Here is a 19618-nt window from a genome sequence, read left to right as displayed (position 1 = left end):
CGAACGTGTGAACGACCGTCGTGTTCTTGGCGGCGTTGGGGCGCGGTGAGCGGGCGGTGCCGGCCGGGGCCTGTGGATAACTCCGTGGCTGTCGGTGCGGACCCCTATCGTGGAGGCAGTGGTCGGGGCAGGACGGGCCGGACAGACGGGGCAGGACGTACGGGGGACAGGACGATGGGCGGGACGAGCGTGATCGACGAGATGTCGGGGACCGTGGCGGACAGTGAGGCGCTGGCCGCGCTGCGCCGGGTCTTCGGGTACGAGGCCTTCCGCGGCGAGCAGGAAGCGGTCATCGAGCATGTGGTCGCGGGCGGCGACGCCGTCGTGCTGATGCCGACCGGCGGCGGCAAGTCGCTGTGCTACCAGATTCCGTCCCTGGTCCGCCCCGGCACCGGCATAGTGGTCTCCCCGCTGATCGCGCTGATGCAGGACCAGGTGGACGCGCTGCGGGCGCTCGGGGTGCGCGCCGGGTTCATGAACTCGACGCAGGACTTCGACGAGCGGCGCACGGTGGAGGCCGAGTTCCTCGCCGGCGAGCTGGACCTGCTCTACCTGGCGCCCGAGCGGCTGCGGCTGGAGAGCACCCTCGACCTGCTCGCCCGGGGCCGGATCGCGGTCTTCGCGATCGACGAGGCGCACTGCGTCTCCCAGTGGGGGCACGACTTCCGGCCGGACTACCTCGCGCTGTCCCTGCTGGGCGAGCGCTGGCCGGACGTACCCCGGGTCGCGCTCACGGCGACGGCCACCCACGCCACCCACCGGGAGATCACCGAGCGGCTGAACATGCCGGCCGCCCGGCACTTCGTGGCCAGCTTCGACCGGCCCAACATCCAGTACCGGATCGTGCCGAAGAGCGACCCCAAGAAGCAGCTGCTGGCCTTCCTGCGCGAGGAGCACCCGGGGGACGCGGGCATCGTCTACTGCCTGTCCCGGAACTCGGTGGAGAAGACGGCGGAGTTCCTCTCCCGCAACGGCGTCGAGGCGGTGCCCTACCACGCGGGCCTGGACGCGGGCACCCGCGCGGCCCACCAGTCGCGGTTCCTGCGGGAGGACGGCCTGGTGGTGGTGGCGACCATCGCCTTCGGCATGGGCATCGACAAGCCGGATGTGCGGTTCGTCGCCCACCTCGACCTGCCCAAGTCGGTCGAGGGCTACTACCAGGAGACGGGCCGGGCCGGCCGGGACGGACTGCCGTCGACGGCCTGGATGGCCTACGGGCTCAACGACGTGGTGCAGCAGCGCAAGCTGATCCAGTCCGGCGAGGGCGACGAGGCGTTCCGTCGCCGGGCCCAGTCCCACCTGGACGCCATGCTCGCCCTGTGCGAGACCGTCCAGTGCCGGCGCAGCCAGCTCCTCGCCTACTTCGGACAGGACCCGGAGGCGGCCGGCTGCGGCAACTGCGACACCTGCCTCACCCCGGCGGAGACCTGGGACGCCACGGTCGCGGCGCAGAAGGCGCTGTCGACGGTGGTGCGGCTGAAGCGGGAGCGCGGGCAGAAGTTCGGCGCCGGGCAGATCATCGACATCCTGCTGGGCAAGCGGACCGCCAAGGTCATCCAGTTCGACCACGACCAGCTCTCGGTGTTCGGCATCGGTGAGGAGCTGTCCGAGGGCGAGTGGCGGGGCGTCGTCCGGCAACTGCTCGCCCAGGGACTGCTGGCGGTCGAGGGGGAGTACGGCACGCTGGTGCTGACCGACGACAGCGCGGCCGTGCTGCGGCGGGAGCGCGAGGTTCCGCTGCGCAAGGAGCCGAAGAAGCCGACGGTCGCGAAGGCGTCCGGCGGGGGACGCGGTGAGCGCAAGGCCAAGGCCGCGGCGGCGGAGCTGCCCCAGGCGCTGCTGCCCGCCTTCGAGGCGCTGCGGGCCTGGCGCGCCGAGCAGGCCAGGGAGCAGGGCGTCCCGGCCTACGTCATCTTCCACGACGCCACGCTGCGGGAGATCGCCACCGTGTGGCCCACGTCGATCGGACAGCTCGGCTCCCTCAGCGGCATCGGCGAGAAGAAGCTGACGACGTACGGGGAGGGGGTGCTGGAGGTGCTCGCGGGGCTGGGCGGACCGGCTGGACAGGCCCCGTCGCCGTCGCCGTCGCCGTCGTCGCCGGCCGCCGGTTCCGGCGCCGGGTCGGACCCGGTCCCGGACGACTGGCCCGAGCACGAGCCCGAGCCGGAGCCCGACGACTGGATATGACGGGTACGCCGGACGCCGCGTAAGCGTCCCCCGCGCGCACGCTCCGGGCGGACCGCGAGACAGGCGGGCTGTGCCGCCTGACGGCTCAGGACAGTGCCGTGAGGCCCGGGGCGAAGGTGATCAGCAGGGGGAGGAGCGGGACCAGAGCGGCCGTCGCCGTGGTCATGGCGCGGTGGCGGCGGCCCAGCCGGGGCTGGGGCTCCAGGAGCCGGTCGACGCGTTCGCCGAGGAGGCGGTGGCTGGAGGCGCAGGACAGGACGCCCCGGTGCTGGTTCAGCTCGATCAGGGCGAGGGCCGTGGTCAGGTGGCCGCAGCGCCGGGAGGCGGTGTCGTCGGCGGCGAGTTCCACCAGGCGGTGGGTCTGGTCGCAGAAGTGGGCGAAGAGCGGGATACGGGGGAAGCCGGTGGCCAGTGCGGTGGAGAGGTACAGCAGCCAGTCGTGGCGGGCGCGGGCGTGGCCGCGCTCGTGGGTGAGGACCGCGTCGATCTGGTGGTCGGTGAGGCGCTGGAGGGCGCCGGTGGTGACGATCAGCTGGGGTGGGCTGCCGGGCATCCACCAGGCGTCCGGGTACTCGTCCTCCAGCACGAGCAGCGGGCCGCGCGCGGCCGGGAGACCGGCGGGCAGGTCGGGGGCGCGTTCACGCAGATGCGAGCGGGCCCTGCGGCGGCGCCGGCGTGCCTCGACCAGCTCGCGGGCGAGCATGGCCGTCGTCCAGGCGGCCCCGCAGGCCAGCAGCACGGTGAGGGCGGCCGTCCAGGGCGGGCCGGCGGAGAGGTTGTACGCCGCGGTCACCGCGGGCGGCGCCGGGGCGAAGAGCTGGGCGCGGACCGTGCCGAAGACGGCGGCGGCACCGAGCGCCAGGGCGGTCAGACAGCACAGCAGAACCGTGGCGACCAGGCACTGCCACACCCACAGCGCGACCACCGGGTCCCGTTCCGGCCACCTGGCCCGGGTCAGCGCGCGGGGCGCCGGCACGGCGGCGGTCAGGGCGACGACGCTCAGCAGAAGCAGGCTGACGGTCATGCCACGGGCTCCGGATCCTGGTCGGGAAGGCGGCTCGGCTCTGGATCGTGCAGGGGGCGCGGGGTGCGGGGGCGTGGGAAGTGCAGGGGGTGCGGTGAGTGCGGGAAGTACGGCGGGCGCGGGGAAGTACGGAGAGCGTGGAGGCCCTCGCGCACCACCCGCCGCCAGTATGACGCTGCGGGGCGGCGCGAGTCAGGTCCGAGGACCGTCAAGTGCTCGGCATCTCACCGGCCTCTGCCCCGGCCGCCTGCGCGCACCACCGCTCAGCCCGCGACCACCCGCCCCGTCACCTCGCCCAGGCCGACCCGGGTGCTGGCCGGGCCGGGAGCCCATGCCGACAGGGTGACCTGGTCGCCGTCGTCCAGGAACGTCCGCTTGCCGTCGGGGAGTTCCAGCGGGTCGCGGCCGTTCCAGGTCAGTTCCAGCAGGGAGCCGCGTTCTCGTTCGGAGGGGCCGCTGACGGTGCCCGAGCCGTACAGGTCGCCGGTGCGCAGCGAGGCGCCGTTGACGGTCAGGTGGGCCAACTGCTGGGCGGCCGTCCAGTACATGGTGGAGAAGGGCGGCTCCGAGACGACGTGGCCGTTGACGGCGATGGAGATCCGCAGGTCGTAGCCGCTCGGTTCGTCGTCGGTGTCGTCCAGGTAGGGCAGCAGCCGGTGGGTCCGCCGCGGCGGGGCGCACCGCGCGTCCTCCAGGGCGTCGAGAGGGGTGATCCACGCCGAGACCGACGTGGCGAAGGACTTGCCGAGGAACGGGCCGAGGGGGACGTACTCCCAGGCCTGGATGTCCCGCGCCGACCAGTCGTTCAGAAGGCACAGTCCGAACACGTGCTCGCGCCAGTCGGGCAGCGGGACCGGGTGGCCGGGCTCGCTCGGTGTGCCGACCACGAAGCCGACCTCGGCCTCGATGTCCAGGCGTACCGACGGGCCGAAGACGGGTTCCGGGTCGGTGGGGGACTTGCGCTGGCCCGAGGGGCGTACGACGTCCGTGCCCGAGACCACCACGGTGCCGGAGCGGCCGTGATAGCCGATCGGCAGGTGTTTCCAGTTCGGGGTCAGGGAGTCCGCGGCGTCGGGGCGGAAGATCCGGCCGACGTTCCGGGCGTGGTTCTCGGAGGCGTAGAAGTCGACGTAGTCGGCCACCTCGAAGGGCAGGTGCAGGGTGACCGAGGAGAGCGGACGGAACAGCGGGGCGAGGGTCTCGCGGTGGGCGGGGACCGTCACCCAGGCGGTCAGCGCGCGCCGTACGTCGGACCAGGCGGTGCGGCCGGCCGCCAGCAGCGGGTTGAGGGTGGGGCGGGCGAGGAGGGAGGCGTACGGCGATCCGAGCGCGCGGGCCGCCGCGCCGGCGTCGAGGACGTGGTCGCCCAGCCGGACGCCCACCGTCCGGTCCTGCCTGCCCGGGATCGAGAACACGCCGTACGGGAGGTTGTGCGGGCCGAAGGGGTCGCCTTCGGGGACGTCGAAGAGGGGCATGGGTGTCGCCTCGCTTTCGTGCTCGTGGCCGGGCCACACGTTACGGCCGCCGGGCCGCGTCCGGGCAGAGCGTGGCCGGGCGGGGCGGTCGGGCCGGGTGGCCGGGCGGGTGGCGGCGAATGGTCGGGGGGGGGTAGCTCTCCGCTTCTGTTCATGTGCGGGAAGTTGTCCACAGGCCGATTCGCAATCTTGACGGAGCGGTGCGAACGGGGAGACTCTGGACGGGTGCCGGAAGGCCTCGGGGAGGGGGCGTTCGCAAGGCACACCAGGGGGAGCGGATGGCCATTGGGGAGGCCGGTCCGGGTTCGGTGTCGTCGCATGCCGGGTGGAAGCGCCCGGCGCAGACCATGCGGGACAGACTCGGCCGGGAATGCGTGTACGTGCCGTCGTGCCGGTTCGGCCTGTACGCGGCGCTGCGGCACTGGTGCCCGCCGGGCGGCCGGGTGCTGATGTCGCCGGTCAACGACGACGTGATCTTCTTCGTCGTGCTGGCGGCCGGACTGCGGCCGGTGCAGGCGCCGCTGAAGCCGTGGGACGGGTCCATCGACATCGATGCGGTGCCCGCGGCGACGTGGGGCGGCCTGTCTGCCGTGCTGACGACGAATCTGTACGGGAACCCGGACCCGGCGCCCGAACTGCGCCGGCGCTGCGACGCGTTGGGGATTGTGCTGTTCGAGGACGCGGCGCACGCCATCGGCAGCGAGGTGGGCGGCCGGCCGGTCGGTACTTGGGGTGACGCCTCCGTCTTCAGCCTGTCCAAGCACGTCGGAGCACACGCCGGGGGGATCCTCTCGGTCGCCGATCCGGGGGTGCGGGACGTGCTGGAGAAGGCGTGCGAGGAACTGCTGGCGCCACGCCGGGCGACGGCCGAACTCGCCTACGCGATCCGGCCGTACGCGGAGGCGGCCGTGCGGGCGCTGCGGCTGCGCCGGGCCGCCTGGGCGACGCTGCGGCTGCTGGGCATGGCCGAGCGGGCGGAGATCCGGATGCCGCTGCGGCCCGGGGCGCTGGCCCGCGCGGTCGCCGGCGCGCCGGACCTGGACGCGCACGACCCGTGGGTCCGCGTCGACATGCACGACTACCGGCTGAGATCCGGCCGGTTCCGGCTCGCCCGCGTCGGCCGCAAGCTCGCTCGGCTGGACGACGTACTCGCCGACTGCCGCGCGGGGACGGAACTGCTGCTGGCCACGCGGTGGGCGGCCGGTGCCGGGTATGGGGGGCGGCGGTTGCCGAGCGCGGGTTCGGAGGCGGGGGGCGGGGCGGACGGGGCTGTTGGGACGGACACGGTTGTTGGTGCCGCCGAGGTGGTGGGCAGGGGGTTGGGCGCGGGGGAGGTTCGGGCGGGGGACGACGTTCCGGTGCAGCCCTTGTTCCGGGTGCCGTTGCTGGTGGCGGACCGGGACGCGGCGATGGCGGCGCTCGCCCGGCGGGGTGTCGTCGTCGGGTATCTCTACGATCCGCCCCTGGACGATTACGCCGGCGCGGAGTTCACCGACCCCTCGCCCGCGCCCGAGGCGGCACGCTGGTTCGCCCGGCACGCGCTGCCGGTGGACCCGCTGCGTGCGCGGGAGGTCATCGGGATCCTGGAGGAGTCCGGCGTCCGGCCGGCCGAGCCGCCCGCGGGCCTGAGCGGGCCGGGTCCGTTACCGGAAGGGCCGGGGCCGTTCCGTGGCTGAGGCGCAGGTGCGGGAGACCGCCGGGACCCGGGCGGCCGGCGGCGGGCCGGCCGAGGGATCGTACGGCTCGGACTCGCTGTTCAAGAACGCCTACTTCCTGATGCTCAGCACCGGCGTCTCCGCCGTGCTCGGACTCGGCTTCTGGCTGGTGTCCGCGCGGTACTACACCGAGGAGGCCGTCGGCCAGGGCTCCGCGGCCATCGCGGCGATGCGGCTGCTCGCCAGCATCACGGCGACGACCATGATCGGCGCCGTGGTCCGCTTCGTGCCGCGCGCCGGACGGGGAACGGGGCCGCTGGTCTGGCGGGCCTACGCGGCCAGTTCGGTGGTCGTCACGCTGGCCGCCGGCGTCTTCCTGCTCACCCTCGACCGGTGGGGCGACTCGTACGCGCCGCTGGGCACGCCGGTGGCGGGCACGCTGTTCGTCGCGGCCTGCGTGGCCTGGGCACTGCTCACCCTCCAGGACGGGGTGCTGACCGGGCTGCGCAAGGCCGAGTGGGTGCCGGCCGGCAACGCGGTGTTCTCGGTCGGCAAGCTGATCCTCCTCGCCGTCTTCGCCACCACCCTGCCGGTACTCGGCATCTTCGTCTCCTGGGCCGTGGCGATCGCCTTCTCCACCCTGCCGATCGGCTGGCTGATCTTCCGGGGACTGATCCCGCGCCAGGTGGCCGCCGACCGAGACCTGGAACCGCCCGCCTACCGCGAGATGGGCCGTTTCCTCGCGGGTGACTCGCTGGGCGCGCTGTTCAGCCTTGCCATGATCAACCTGCTGCCGGTGATGGTCGCCGTCCGCTTCACCGCCGCCGAGAACGGCTACTTCTACGTGGCCTACACCGTCGGCGGCACGATGGAGTTCATGGCCATCAACATGGCCTCCTCGCTCACCGCGCACGCCTCCCACGACCCCCGGGCGCTCGCCGACGGCGTCCGCGGGGCGCTGCGCCGGATGACGTTGCTGCTGGTGCCGGTGGTGGCGTTCCTGGTGGCGTTCGCGCCGTACATCCTCGCCCCGTTCGACGAGGACTACGCCCAGCACGGCTCCACGGTGCTGCGGCTGCTGGCCCTCGGCGCGCTGCCGCGGATCGTGGTGGAGCTGTACATCGGGGTGCTGCGGGTGCAGGGCCGGACCGGTGTGCTCGCGGCCGTCCAGGGCACCATGTGCGTCCTGGTGCTGGGCAGCGCGACCGTGCTGTTCACCCCGGCCGGGATCGCGGGCGCCGGCTGGGCGGTGCTGCTGGGGATGACGCTGGTCGCCGCCGGTTGCGTGCCCGGGCTACGCGCGGCGCTGCGCGGAGCCGGAGCCGGAGCCGGAGCCGGTGCCGGGCGGGGCCCGGGTGCCGGGTCCGGCGACGCCAAGGTGACCGGCGGTGCCCGGAAACCGGCGCCCGGCACCCCCGCCTACGGCACCCGCTGGGCGCGGCTGAACGCCACCGCCGGGTACGGCACGGGCTGGGCCCGCAGAGCCGCCTACGAGCACGATCCTCCCGACGGGACACGGACCGCGGGGCGGGAGGACACCGTCACCCTCTTCATCGGGCGGCCCGGTTTCGAGCGGGAGGCGTTGGAGGCGGACCCGCTCGCCGTGATCGTCCGGCCACCGGACGGCTCGGCCGACCGGGCGGGCGACGGGCCGGGCGACGGGCCGGGTGACGGGCCGGGTGACGGGCCGGGCGACGGGCCGGTCGGGGACACCCGCGACGGTGGGCGTGGGGAGCACGGTGCGGACGAGACGCACAGGGCAGTCGAGCCAGGCGGTGCGGCGGCCGGGTCCGCCGGCGCGGCCGACCCCGCCCCGTCCGGTACGGAGGAGACCTGGGAACGGTGGCTGTGGATCGGTCTCTGGGCCGTGCTCGGCATCGCCACCGCGACCTTCTGGACGGCGCTGCGCGGACTGCCCTGGCTGGACGGGGTCTCCCGGACGGCGCTGACCGGCCGTGAGCTGCTGGAAGGGCTGCCGCTCACCGCCCTCGTCGCGGGCGGGCTACTGCTGGTGGTGTTCGTGGCCTCCGTGACCCTGAGCGCCCGCGTCGACTGGCGGCTGCCCGGTGCCGCGTTGGGCGCCGCCATGATCGCCCTGTACGCGGCACCTGTCGCCCTCGGCCGGGAACCACGGCCGGTGGGCGGGACGTTCTATACCAAGACGGCCGGATTCCTCGCGGACGCGTTGGGGCTCGACGGCCCCGAGCCGCTGCTGCGCTGGGCGCCGCCCGTGCTGCAACTGCTGTGTCTCGTGCCGCTGTGGCTGCTGCTCGCGTACGCGGGCGACCGGTTGCCGTGGCCGGGACGCTGGGGGGTTCTGTATCTCGCCGCGATGGGCGGCTGGGTGTGGCGGCAGGCGCTCGCGCCGGTCGCGCCGCCCCTTCTCCTGCTGCTCGCCCTGCTGGTCCTGCTCGCCCGGATCCTGCCACCGCACCGACCGGCACCGACGCCGCAACCGGCATCCACGCCGCTACCCGCATCGGCACCAACACCAACACAAGCACCAGCACAGGCACAAGCACCAGCACCGGCACAGCCACCAGCACCGACGTCCGAGTCCCCGCACCGTTCCAGACCGAACGACAGATCCAGGGACTGATCGCGCACAGATCGAGCACAGAGCCGAACCGCCAGGGGGGAACGTCGTGCGTCCGCCAACCACTCCACGGGAGAGATCCGGACCGGAGCCCGTGCCCGGACCACAGATCCCGGACGCGTCGTCCCCGGACGGGCCGGACACGTCCGGGGCACCGGCGCCGGCCGCCCCGGAGCCGACGTCACCGGAGCCCGAAAGGACCGGGGCGGCCGAGAAGCCCGACGTCGCTGCCGCCGAGGAGGCCGGGACGGTCGAGGCACCAGCGACACCCGCCTCCCAGGAACCGGCGGATCACAACGCCGAAGACACGTCCGACCGACCCCCGGGAGCCTGGCCCCCGGAACCGAAGCGGCCGGCGGGCGGGTGGTTTCGTGCCGCCCTGCGAGGAGCGCGCCGTCGTCCGCCCCTCACGCAGGGGGCACCGGGCTTCGCCGCCGGCCCCCTCCCCATGACTGACCTCGCCGATCTCGCACCCCTCTGGACCGCCCGGCAGCGTGGCGCCCGGGTCTGGCCGGCGCTGCCCCTGCTCGTGGCGCTCGCCCTGTGGGGGTACGGGATCGCCCGCACCGACGTCTCCCACCTCGACGACTTCGGCCTGGTCAGCGCGTTGCACCCGGCCTTCTGGGCCGGCCTCGCGGTGCTCACGGCCGGTTTCTGGTGCACCGTCCGCGACCCGAAGCGGGCGCAGGGCTGGTCGCTCGCGTACGTTCTCGGGCTGCTGCTGATGGAGCGGGCCACCCAGGCCCTGGTCTATCCGACCCCGCTGTATGCCTGGGCGTGGAAGCACGACGCGGTCGTCGACCACCTGCTGACCGCCGGCGGTCTCGGGACCGAGGAACAACTCGGCGACATGGCCGTCTACGACCAGTGGCCGGGCTTCTTCGCCGCCCAGGCCGCGCTGGTGCGGCTGCTCGGCGTGGACAACACCGCGATGTACATGGCGTGGTGGCCCCTGGTCTCCAGTCTGATGCTGCTGCTCCCGCTGCTGCTGATCTACCGCACCTTCACCACCGACCGGCGGCTGATCTGGACCTCGGTCTGGCTGTTCTACGTCGCCAACTGGGTGGGCCAGGACTACTTCTCCCCGCAGTCCGTCGCCTTCGTGCTGCACGTGGGCGTGCTGGCCGTGGTCCTGCGCCGGTACGGCGGCCGGCGCGGCCACCGCGGCCGGCCGCGGCCGGCGGTCTGGACGGTGCTGCTGACCATGCTGGTCACCACCATCGTCGTCTCGCACCAGCTGACCCCGGGCATGCTGGTCGTCTGTCTGCTGGCCCTGTGCCTGACCCGCCGTTACCGGCACTGGGTGCCCGTGGTCACCGTGGTCGTCATCTTCCTGGCCTGGTGCCTCACGGCGGCACTGCCCTTCCTGTCCGCCGCGATGCCGGACATGATCCGCTCGGTGGGTGACGTCGGCGCCAACGTCGAGACCGGGTACGAGGCCACCCCGACCGGCGCCGGGGCGATCGCCACCTCCTGGGCGGCCCGGCTGCTCTCCGGTTCCGTACTGCTGCTCGCGGCGCTCGGCGTGCTGCGCCAGCCGGTGCTGCGCTACCGGGCGCTGCCGCTGCTGCTGGTCGCGGCGGCCCCGCTGCCGATGTTCGTGGCCAGCAGCTACGGCAGCGAGATGATCTTCCGGGTGCTGATGTTCATGCTGCCCGGCGCGGCCTTCTTCGCCGGCGCGGCACTGCTGCCCAAGGTACGCACGCTGGCCGCCGACCTGGCCGCGCGGGAGGCGGCCGGACGAGAGGTGGCCGGACGGGAAGTGGCCGGACGGGGGCCGGTCCCCGCCGCCCGGCGTCGCCGGTTCCGGTTGCCGGATCTCAGGTACGGCGTCTGGGTGCCGCTGGTCGCGCTGCTCGCCGGGACACTCGCCTTCGTGCCGGCCTACGCCGGCAAGGACCGGATCAACTACTTCCCGCCCGCGGAGGTCGCCCTGGTCCGGAACCTGTTCGACCAGGCACCGGAAGGGTCGCTCGTGGTCGCCGCCAACCGGAACTACCCGCTCGCCTACGACTCCTACTGGAGCGTGGACCACTACTGGTTCCTCGACGACGGCCGCAGCCACGTCGACGCGATCGTGCGCAGCCCGGCCGCCACCCTGGCCCGGGACATGAGCGCCGTGGCACCGCCCGCCCGCGCCTATCTCCTGCTGTCCCAGGGGCAGATCGCCAACTCCGAGATGGACGGCCAGCTCGACGGCGCGAAACTGGAGCGCATCCGCCGGTCGGTGGCCGCGTCACCGCGGTTCCGGCTGGTGGCCGAGAACAGCGCCGGCACGGTCTACGTCCTCGAACCGGCCGCCGAGACGGGGGGCGTGGTCCGATGACCCCGCAGGACCTCGTGATCCGCATGCTGCCGGCGTTCGGTGGCTGGCTGGCGCTGGCCGCCCTCGCCCTGCCCGGCGGTTCACCGCCGCGCGGCGCCGCGGTGGCGCTCTTCCTGGCCGCCGGTCCGGGCGCGGCCCTGGTCCGGATCTGCGGCCCGGCGCTGCGGTTCCGCCCCGCCGAGGGCCCCGTCGACCGCCGCAGCGCCGACTTCGACCGCCACTCCGACCTGCTGGAACGGGTGATGCTGGCCGTGCTGCTGAGCGTCTGCGCGGTCATGCTCGTCGCGACGGTGCTGATCGCCACGCGCGCCTTCAGCGGGGAGCGGGTGCTGCTGATCCTCACCCTGCTGACCACGCTCGCCGCGTTCTGTCCGCGCCTGCGCGCCGCCCCGGCGCCGAAGCCGGGGCGGCCACCGAGGACACGGAAGGGTGCCGCTCCGTGAACGTGCACCGCGAACCACGGCACCGCGAACCACGGCACCGCGAACCACGGCACCGCGAACCACGGCACCGCGAACCACCCCACCGGCGCGTCCGCCGCCGTCTGCTGCTGGCCTCCGCCGTCGTGGCGTGCGCGGTGCTGCTGGCGGTGCTCGCCCTGCGCGACACCGCCGGCCCCGACGACGGCTCCGGGACCAGCCCCTCCGGCCAGGGCGAGCGGTGCCGCCCGACCGCACTGCTCGAACCGCCGTGCGGCGCCTGGTTCGGCGCCTTCGTACAGCACGACAAGTCGAACCTCGCCGAGAAGGTGCGCGCCTACGAGGAGAAGGCCGGCCGCAAGCTGGACATCGTGTACACGTACCACGACATGTCCGCCGTCACCGGCACCCGTCTCGAAGGCCAGTTGCTGACCGAGCAGGAGCAGCGGGTCGGCGCGGACCGGATGCTGCTGCTGTCCTGGGAGAGCAAGTGGTGGGGCGGCACGAAGCGGCAGCAGCCGACCTGGCGGCAGATCTACGAGGGGGAGCTGGACGACTCCGTCATCGACGTCCAGGCGGAGCGGATCAAGGAGTACGGGGAGCGCACCGGCAAGAAGGTGTTCCTCTCCTTCGACCTGGAGATGGACACCCGCACCCCGGCCAGCGGCAGTCCCGAGGACTACGTCCGGGCCTACCGGCACATCCACGACCGGTTCCGCGACCTCGGCGTGGACAACGTGGTGTGGACGTGGGTGATCACCGGTTACCTGAACCACGCCGACCTGTTCGAGCGGCTGTATCCCGGGGACGACTACGTCGACTGGATCGGCTACAACCAGTACAACTACTACCGCTGCCACCAGACGCGGTGGCTGAGCTTCGCCCGGACGCAGCACGCCACGCACGACTGGATCCGGGCGCACATATCCGACGACAAGCCGCTGATGCTGTCGGAGTTCGGCAGCGCGTCCGACCCGGACCGGCCGGACCGGCAGGCCCAGTGGTACGCGCGGGTGCCCGGGGTGCTCAGGGACCTGGACGGGGTCAAGGCCGCGCTCCAGTGGAACTACCGGGACCCGGGACCGCACTGCGACCTGTCGGTGGCCGGCGACGCGGCCTGGCGCAGTCTGCGCGCGGCGGTCGCCGACCCGTATCTCAACCAGCCGGCCCCGTAAGGGTGGTCACCCCGCGAACTCGGGGCCGCGCAGCACCGCGCGGCCCCGCCGGTACCACCGCCAGGCGACCGTCTTCGGGCTGTCCCGGTGGGGCGCGAGCCGCGCGCCCCGCCCGGCCAGCCAGTCCGTCACGTCGGCGAGCGTGTGGGTGCGCCGGACGATGAGGCGGGCGATGCGGTACCGCTCGTCCCGGTCGGAGCTGAGCGCGTGCCGCACCGCGGTCGCCGTCTCGTAGCCGGCCCGGGCCGACATGGCCCGCACCCTGGCGCTGTTGTAGCCGTGCGGGTAGGCGAGGTGGCGGACCGGGTGGCCGAGGGTGTCCTCCAGTACCGCCTTGGAGGAGCGGAGTTCGACCGCCAGCGCCTTGGCGGACAGGGTGTCGAGCTGGGCGTGGGTGACGGTGTGGCTGCCGACCTCCATGCCGTGCTGCTCCAGGCCGGCCGCCTGGGCCAGGGTCATCATCGGGGCGGGCGGCAGCAGACTGTGTCCGCCGGGCGCGATGGCCCCGGTGGTGAGGTAGGCGGTGGCGGCCAGGCCCCGCCCGGCCAGCGTCTCGGCGGTCGGCCCCGGCAGGTCGGCGAAGCCGTCGTCGAAGGTGAGCAGTACCGGCCGGGGCGGCAGCGGGGCCCGGCCGGCGAGGTGGTCGGCGAGCGCGCTGATGGTCAGCGGCGTACGGCCGCTGCCGGCGATCGCGTCCAGGTGCGCGGCGAACTGCTTCGGCGTGACGGTGAACTCCGCGATCCAGCCGGGCGGGTCGTCCATCACGGCGTGGTAGAGGAAGACGGGGATGCACGTCCCCCTCGCCGCCCCGGCCCCGCCTCGCATGCCCCCGCCCGGTCTGCCTCCGGCACTCCCGCCCCCGCCCATCACCGCTCCCCTGCGACGGTTCGCAGCGCCCGCCGGGCCCGCAGATAGCCGAGCGGGCCGTACAGCATCCCCCGGCGCTGGAGCCGCGACAGCCGCCGTGGCCAGGGATGGGTACGGTCGTCGTGCCCCCCTGGAGCCGTCCCGGCTGCGCGGTCCGTGTCCCGTACGGCGGTCAGGGTGCGGGCGTGTGCCAGTCCGCCCGGCAGCCGGGCGAGGAAGGCGGGCAGCAGGGCCGGGCAGTTGACCAGGACCGCCGTCAGATAGGCGGTGAGCCCCGCCCCGTAGCCGAACGCCTGGGTCTCCAGGTCCCGCCAGGTCTCCCGGTGGTGGTGCCAGACCAGGGCCGTCGGGGTGTAGCGCAGCCGGTACCCGTGGGCGAGCACCCGGACGAAGCCGTAGAGGTCGTCGCCGCCCCGGGCGGGCGTGCCCGCGCCGGTGGCCGGGTCGAAGCCGCCGACCTCGCGCAGCACCGCGGTCCGGAAGGCCATGCCGGCGCCGGAGCCGAACCGTCCGGCGGTGAACGGGAACAGCGGTTCGTCGGCGGGCGGGTCGGCGGGGTCGTAGGTCCGCGCGGTGAAGCCCTTGGCGAAGCCGCCGTGGCTCTCCAGGAGGACCTGGGCGGGGGTGCGCAGCCGGGCGGGCAGGATCAGGCCGGTGACGCAGCCGAGGCCCGGGTCGGCGGCGAACGGCGTGCTCAGTTCGGCCAGCCAGCGCGGGTCGGCGACCACGTCGTCGTCGGTGAAGGCGGTCACCTCGCCGCGTACGACACCGAGCCCGCGATTGTGCGCGACGGCGAGGCCGGGCACCGGTTCACGCACGTACCGCACCCGTTCGCCGTACTTCCGCGTCACCAGGTCCCGGGTCTCGTCGGTCACCGGCGCGTTGTCCACGACGACGATCTCGAAGTCCGGGTGGTCCTGGGCGAGCAGCGAGTCGAGGGCGCGGGCCAGCTGACCGGCGCGTTCCCGGGTGGCGACGACGACACTGGCGGACGGGGGCGTCCGGTCGTCCGGCCGCGGGACCGGCGCCGGACCGCCCGGCAGGTCCCCGGCGAGCGCCGCCAGCACGGACCCCGCGTCGGCGCCCTCCGGCACCCGTCCCAGCAGGGTGCCGACCGGCCGTCCCGCCCGCCGGACCAGCACGAACACCTCGCCCGCGGTCACCGGCGGGCTCCCCGGCCCCGGTCTGAGCGACGGCCGCGCGGCCGCGCCGTCCCCGAGCTCCAGCTCGGCCACCTGCACCGGCCCGATGCGCAGGAAGTCCGCTATCTCCCGGGCCGCGGTCTCCCGTGCCGTCCCCCGTAGCGCCCACCCTGTCCCGAACACACGCATCCCCCCTCGGTCCTCGGTCGTCTATGTGCGCCGCAGCCGCGCCGCGCCGCGCAGCGTCCGGGCCGCCAGCGAGGCCAGCCGCGGCCGGTCGCGAACGAACCCGTGCGCCCGGCGCGCGGGCTCGCGGCCGAGCCAGTACAGCGCGGCGCCCGCCCCCCAGCGCGTCACCGCGCCCTCGTACACGGGCAGCTCGCCCGTCTTCAGCGAGTCCTTGTACTCGGCCGCGCCGCGTCCCATGTCCAGCAGGCCGATGCCCTCGGCGGCGGCGGCCTCGGCCATCCGCAGATGCAGCACCAGTCCCGGCGAGTACTTCGCGACCGTCACGTCGTACGCCGGGAACCAGCAGGCCAGGACGGTCGACGAGCGCAGTCCGAAGTGGGCGGCGACCGGCCGCCCCGCGGCGTAGAGGACGGACAGCGTGCCGGCGCACTCCGGGGTGCGGGTGGCGGCGAGCCGGCCGACGAGCTCGGTGATCCAGCGCTGCGCGAACCGGTCGCGGCGGCCGGTCCTGCGGTACTGCGCCGACTTCCACGCCATCAGCGTGCGCAGCGCGGCCGGGTCGCGCTCGTCGAACACGAAGCGCACGTCCCCGACCTGGCGGCCGAGCCGGCGTTCCTTGGCCAGGGTGGTCTTGAGGAACTTCGGCGACCGGGCGCGCAGCGCGCGCTCGTACGCCGGGTAGCCGTTCGCGACGTCGATGACGTGCGAGGCGTACTCCTGGGCGGCGTACGGCGTGAACAGTCCCTGGTCCGCCTCCAGGTTGTCGTAGGCGAAGCTCGACAGCCCGCAGGCGCGCAGCAGCTGGCGCGGGTCCGGAAGCGGGCCCTGGCGCAGTACCGCTCCCTGGCAGTCCGACACCCCGAGACCGATGGCCCGGCCCTGCCCCAGCGGGCCGCGCTCGTACGGCAGGAAACCGGCCGGTTCGCCGCCGTCGTGGAGCACCGCCACCCGCGCCCGCGGCCGGACCCGGCCCACGGCTTCGGTGAACTCCGGTTCCATGAAGGGGTTGCGAGGGGCGTGCGACTTGGCGCGCAGCTCACGCCAGTGCTCCCGTTCCCCCTCGCCCAGTTCCCCAGGCCTCAGCACCCGAATGCGTCCACTGCTCAACCCGACCCCCCGATCAAGTCCCCCTAAACAGAAGGAAGGTACCTCTGGGGCCGCTCGGAGGGTAGAGAGCGGAGCATGTTGTTGCCAACCGGTGCACAGCGCTTTAACTGCCTTTAGCCGGTGATGCGACAGCTTTCGGACATGTGGACCGGTGAACGAGTGGCTGCCGAGGGTGAGTCGGGAGCGCGCGATGTCCGTATTCTCTGATCATGGACCCCACCGCATACGCACTCGTCGCCACCGATCTGGACGGAACGCTGCTGCGCGGCGACGACACCGTCTCCGAGCGGTCGCTCGCCGCGCTCGGCCGGGTGGCCGCGGCGGGGGCGCACCACCTGGTGGTGACGGGCCGCCCGGCGCCGCGAGTGCGCCCGCTGCTCGGCGACCTCGGCTGCGGGGGGCTCGCGGTGTGCGGCCAGGGCGCGCAGGTGTACGACGCCGGCGCGGACCGGCTGCTGTGGTCGGTCACCTTGGACCGGGAGCTGGCCGAGACCGCGCTCGGCAAGATCGAGGCCGAGGTGGGCCAGGTGCACGCGGCCGTCGACCAGGACGGGGTGGCGGGGCTCACGCTGATCGAGCCCGGGTACCTGATGCCGCACCCGACGCTGCCCGCCGTGCGGGTGGACCGGCGCGACGACCTGTGGGCGGCGCCCATCAGCAAGGTGCTGCTGCGCCACCCCTGGCTGTCCGACGACGAGCTGGCGAGGACGGCCCGCGCGGTGGTCGGCTCGCTCGCCACGGTCACCATGTCGGGGCCGGGGACGGTCGAGCTCCAGCCCAGCGGCGTCACCAAGGCGACCGGTCTGGCGCTGGCGGCGGAGCACCTGGGGCTGAGCCCGCGGCGGACGGTTGCCTTCGGGGACATGCCCAACGACATCCCGATGTTCCTGTGGGCGGCGCACGGCGTCGCCATGGCCGGCGCCCACCCGGAACTGCGGGCGGTCGCCGACGAGGTCACCACGTCGAACGAGGACGACGGCGTGGCCGTCGTCCTCGAACGACTCTTCACGTGACTCTTCACGTGACTCTTCGCGTGCCTCTTTGTGCGACGCCGGGCTCAGTACGCGCTGTAGACGTTGTCCATCGAGCCGTACCGGTCGGCCGCGTAGTTGCAGGCGGCGGTGATGTTGGCGACCGGGTCGTACAGGTCCCAGGAGGTGCCGTCGACGTGGTAGGCGTCGAAGGTGGGCTGGATGACCTGGAGCAGGCCCTTGGACGGGGTGCCGTTGACGGCGTTGATGTCCCAGTTGTTGATGGCGAACTGGTTGCCGGACGACTCCCGCATGATGTTGCGGTAGATGCCGTTGTACGAGCCCGGGATGCCCTTGTCGGCCATGATGTCGAGCGACTGGCGGATCCAGCCGTCGAGGTTGTTGCTGTAGCCGTTCGCCGCGGTCATCGCGGCCGTGGTGGTCGCCGTGGTCGAGTCGGCGGCCGGGGTGGCGGCGGACGCGCTGGTGGCGCCGGCGATCGGCAGTGCGAGCACGGCCGCGCCGGCCCCGGCGAGGGCGAGCTTGCGGACGAGTCGGTTGGTCCCGGCGGCGTGCCGGAGGCCCTTTGCAGGCATGATGCGGTCCTCTCCATACGCCTGCGAGGTGAGCTGTCGGGTTCGGGCGGAAAGGTGCCCGGCCGTGCCCTGTCGGGCCCGGCTTCACCCCGAGCCGCCCCGGTCCGGTGGACCGGCGCGGCGACTTACCTGGGTCCCCCGCTCCTGCCGTGAATGAGTCGGATGTGGGTGCGTCGGGCGGTGGCAGGATTCGGCGTCCGCTCGACAGGCCGGGAACGTATGCGACAGCACATGTCCGGAACAAGTGCCGGAATCACCTAACGTGCATGTTGACCTTGATCTGAGGCATTTGGGGTGCTTGATCCTTTGCTAATGGCAAGGGTCAACTGGCTTACGGGGCAACGGGATGGATGCTGTACGGGCGGTGCCGCGCGGTCGGGCGACAGCGTGAGTCAACTCACTGGCGTCGACAAGTAAGGCAAATCGGGCAATAAGGCCAACTCATGCTTTATGGGCCAGTGGTGGCGGGGCGGCCCGCGTCACTCGCCCGAAAGTGGGAACGGAGGTCCATAGGTCGAATGGGTGACGTTCCCGGGTCGCACGACGTTGGGAGGGGTGGTGGGATCCGTGATGTCAATCCATGTCCGCTCATATCGCCTGATCAAAAACATACAGTTCATGATCTGATACCGACCGGCCTGTAACGGTGGGCGCTATCGGTGATCGAAAGGTGACCGGATACGCTGACTTGAGTGATGGCAGCGACCTATCGACCAGCCGTGTAACCGCGAGTAGACACCAGCAGACAGGAGACCCCTCGTGACCGTCGTCGGGCCGTTCGGGCTGAGCGTGCGGGACCAGGCTCTGGAAGCCGATGTCCAGGCCGGAATGGCGGCAGTCGAGGAAGGGCTGCTGGAGGCAACCAAGAGCGAGGTGCCCTTCATCACGGAGGCCGCCCAGCACCTGGTGCGGGCCGGCGGCAAGCGGTTCCGGCCGCTGCTGGTGATGCTCGCGGCCCAGTTCGGCGACCGCCACGCCCCGGGCATCGTGCCCTCGGCCGTCGTCGTGGAGCTGACCCACCTCGCCACGCTCTACCACGACGACGTGATGGACGAGGCCGCGGTGCGCCGCGGGGTGCCCAGCGCCAACACCCGCTGGGACAACTCGGTCGCCGTGCTGACCGGCGACTTCCTCTTCGCCCGGGCCTCGCAGATCCTCGCCGATCTCGGCCCGGAGGCGGTCCGGGTGCAGGCCCTGGCGTTCGAGCGGCTGGTCACCGGCCAGATCCTGGAGACCGCGGGACCGCAGGACGGCCGGGACCCGGTCGAGCACTACCTGGACGTGCTGGGCGGCAAGACCGGCTCGCTGGTGGCGGTCTCCTGCCGGTTCGGCGCGATGATGTCCGGCGCCGACGAGACGGTCGTCGACGTCCTCACCCAGTACGGCGAGCGGCTCGGCGTCGCCTTCCAGCTCGCGGACGACGTGCTGGACATCGCCTCCGACCCCGACGAGTCCGGCAAGACCCCCGGCACCGACCTGCGCGAGGGCATCGCGACCCTCCCGGTGCTGCGGCTGCGTGAGCGCGCCGCCCGGCTGGGACTGGCCGAGGACCTCGCCCTGTGCGAGCTGCTCGCCTCCGACCTCACCGACGACGACCGGCACGCCGAGGCGCTGCGCCTGCTGCGCGCCCACCCGGCCCTGGAACAGGCCCGGCGGGACACCGTCCGCTACGCGGAGGAGGCCCGCGCGGCACTGGCCCCGCTGCCGGCCTGCGACGCGAAGACGGCGCTGGTCGAGCTGTGCGACGCGGTCGTGCACCGGGCCGGCTGACACCCCGTCCCCTACGGGTCGGGGTACGCCCCGCCGTCGCGTGTCATACCGCAGCAGTACACGGAGTTGAGCCTGCGGTCTGACGCATTCCGGTGGCCGATTTGGTCAGATGGTCATCA

The 19618-nt window shown here is 73.2% G+C and carries 14 protein-coding genes and 1 riboswitch; of the genes, 8 read left to right on the top strand and 6 right to left on the bottom strand.

Annotated elements, in window-relative coordinates:
* Positions 1–174 precede the first annotated feature (174 nt).
* Positions 175–2187 carry a DNA helicase RecQ gene (gene recQ, locus AB0G32_RS04350; RefSeq protein ID WP_361157872.1) on the top strand — a complete coding sequence of 671 codons (2013 nt, stop codon included), beginning with the start codon at positions 175–177 and terminating at the stop codon, positions 2185–2187.
* 85 nt (positions 2188–2272) lie between these two features.
* On the opposite strand, the gene AB0G32_RS04345 is transcribed toward recQ, so the two are convergent.
* Both AB0G32_RS04345 and fahA read right to left on the bottom strand, forming a co-directional pair.
* On the bottom strand, positions 2273–3211 hold the full coding sequence (locus tag AB0G32_RS04345; RefSeq protein ID WP_361157870.1) for a M56 family metallopeptidase: 939 nt from the start codon (positions 3209–3211) through the stop codon (positions 2273–2275).
* Positions 3212–3474: 263 nt separating this feature from the next.
* Positions 3475–4686, bottom strand: coding sequence for a fumarylacetoacetase (gene fahA / locus AB0G32_RS04340; RefSeq protein WP_361157867.1), 1212 nt, complete (start codon positions 4684–4686; stop codon positions 3475–3477).
* Between the two features lie 347 nt (positions 4687–5033).
* Between fahA and AB0G32_RS04335 the strand changes: the two genes are divergently transcribed.
* The 5 genes from AB0G32_RS04335 (at position 5034) to AB0G32_RS04315 (ending at position 12857) form a co-directional block, all read left to right on the top strand.
* Positions 5034–6362, top strand: coding sequence for a DegT/DnrJ/EryC1/StrS family aminotransferase (locus AB0G32_RS04335; protein ID WP_361157864.1), 1329 nt, complete (start codon positions 5034–5036; stop codon positions 6360–6362).
* Positions 6355–8940 carry a lipopolysaccharide biosynthesis protein gene (locus AB0G32_RS04330; RefSeq protein ID WP_361157862.1) on the top strand — a complete coding sequence of 862 codons (2586 nt, stop codon included), beginning with the start codon at positions 6355–6357 and terminating at the stop codon, positions 8938–8940. The genes AB0G32_RS04335 and AB0G32_RS04330 overlap by 8 nt, the downstream gene beginning before the upstream one ends.
* Before the next feature lie 445 nt (positions 8941–9385).
* Positions 9386–11263 carry a glycosyltransferase gene (locus AB0G32_RS04325; RefSeq protein ID WP_361157859.1) on the top strand — a complete coding sequence of 626 codons (1878 nt, stop codon included), beginning with the start codon at positions 9386–9388 and terminating at the stop codon, positions 11261–11263.
* Positions 11260–11706, top strand: coding sequence for a hypothetical protein (locus AB0G32_RS04320; protein WP_361157856.1), 447 nt, complete (start codon positions 11260–11262; stop codon positions 11704–11706). Before AB0G32_RS04325 ends, AB0G32_RS04320 begins: the two co-directional genes overlap by 4 nt.
* A complete protein-coding gene (locus tag AB0G32_RS04315; RefSeq protein WP_361157854.1) occupies positions 11703–12857 on the top strand; it encodes a glycosyl hydrolase in 1155 nt (384 codons plus the stop codon). The genes AB0G32_RS04320 and AB0G32_RS04315 overlap by 4 nt, the downstream gene beginning before the upstream one ends.
* A gap of 6 nt (positions 12858–12863) precedes the next feature.
* Here the strand turns inward: AB0G32_RS04315 and AB0G32_RS04310 are convergent, their stop codons facing one another.
* The 3 genes from AB0G32_RS04310 to AB0G32_RS04300 form a co-directional block, all read right to left on the bottom strand.
* Complete coding sequence (locus tag AB0G32_RS04310) at positions 12864–13619, bottom strand: polysaccharide deacetylase family protein (protein ID WP_361157851.1); 756 nt, start codon at positions 13617–13619, stop codon at positions 12864–12866.
* Positions 13620–13723: 104 nt separating this feature from the next.
* On the bottom strand, positions 13724–14965 hold the full coding sequence (locus AB0G32_RS04305) for a glycosyltransferase (protein ID WP_361158241.1): 1242 nt from the start codon (positions 14963–14965) through the stop codon (positions 13724–13726).
* Between the two features lie 111 nt (positions 14966–15076).
* A complete protein-coding gene (locus tag AB0G32_RS04300) occupies positions 15077–16141 on the bottom strand; it encodes a GNAT family N-acetyltransferase (RefSeq protein WP_361157849.1) in 1065 nt (354 codons plus the stop codon).
* A gap of 230 nt (positions 16142–16371) precedes the next feature.
* Here AB0G32_RS04300 and AB0G32_RS04295 point away from each other — a divergent pair, with 230 nt between their 5' ends.
* Entirely contained in the window at positions 16372–17175 is an 804-nt protein-coding gene (locus AB0G32_RS04295) for an HAD family hydrolase (protein WP_361157847.1), read from the top strand.
* A 44-nt stretch (positions 17176–17219) separates the two neighbouring features.
* Here AB0G32_RS04295 and AB0G32_RS04290 read toward each other — a convergent pair whose 3' ends face one another.
* The gene (locus AB0G32_RS04290) at positions 17220–17729 is read right to left on the bottom strand and encodes a transglycosylase SLT domain-containing protein (protein ID WP_361157845.1); all 510 of its coding nucleotides are present in this window, start codon (positions 17727–17729) and stop codon (positions 17220–17222) included.
* 4 nt (positions 17730–17733) lie between these two features.
* Positions 17734–17900, bottom strand: a riboswitch (cyclic di-AMP (ydaO/yuaA leader).
* Positions 17901–18488: 588 nt separating this feature from the next.
* Here AB0G32_RS04290 and AB0G32_RS04285 point away from each other — a divergent pair.
* Positions 18489–19499 (top strand): polyprenyl synthetase family protein, encoded by a 1011-nt coding sequence (locus AB0G32_RS04285; protein ID WP_361157843.1) that lies wholly within the window; start codon positions 18489–18491, stop codon positions 19497–19499.
* The last annotated feature ends 119 nt before the right edge of the window (positions 19500–19618 follow it).

The organism is Streptomyces sp. NPDC023723, assembly GCF_040639815.1.
In the GTDB taxonomy this organism is placed as follows: domain Bacteria; phylum Actinomycetota; class Actinomycetes; order Streptomycetales; family Streptomycetaceae; genus Streptomyces.
Note: the sequence above shows the minus strand (reverse complement) of the source record. Positions and strands in the feature narration are given on the sequence as shown.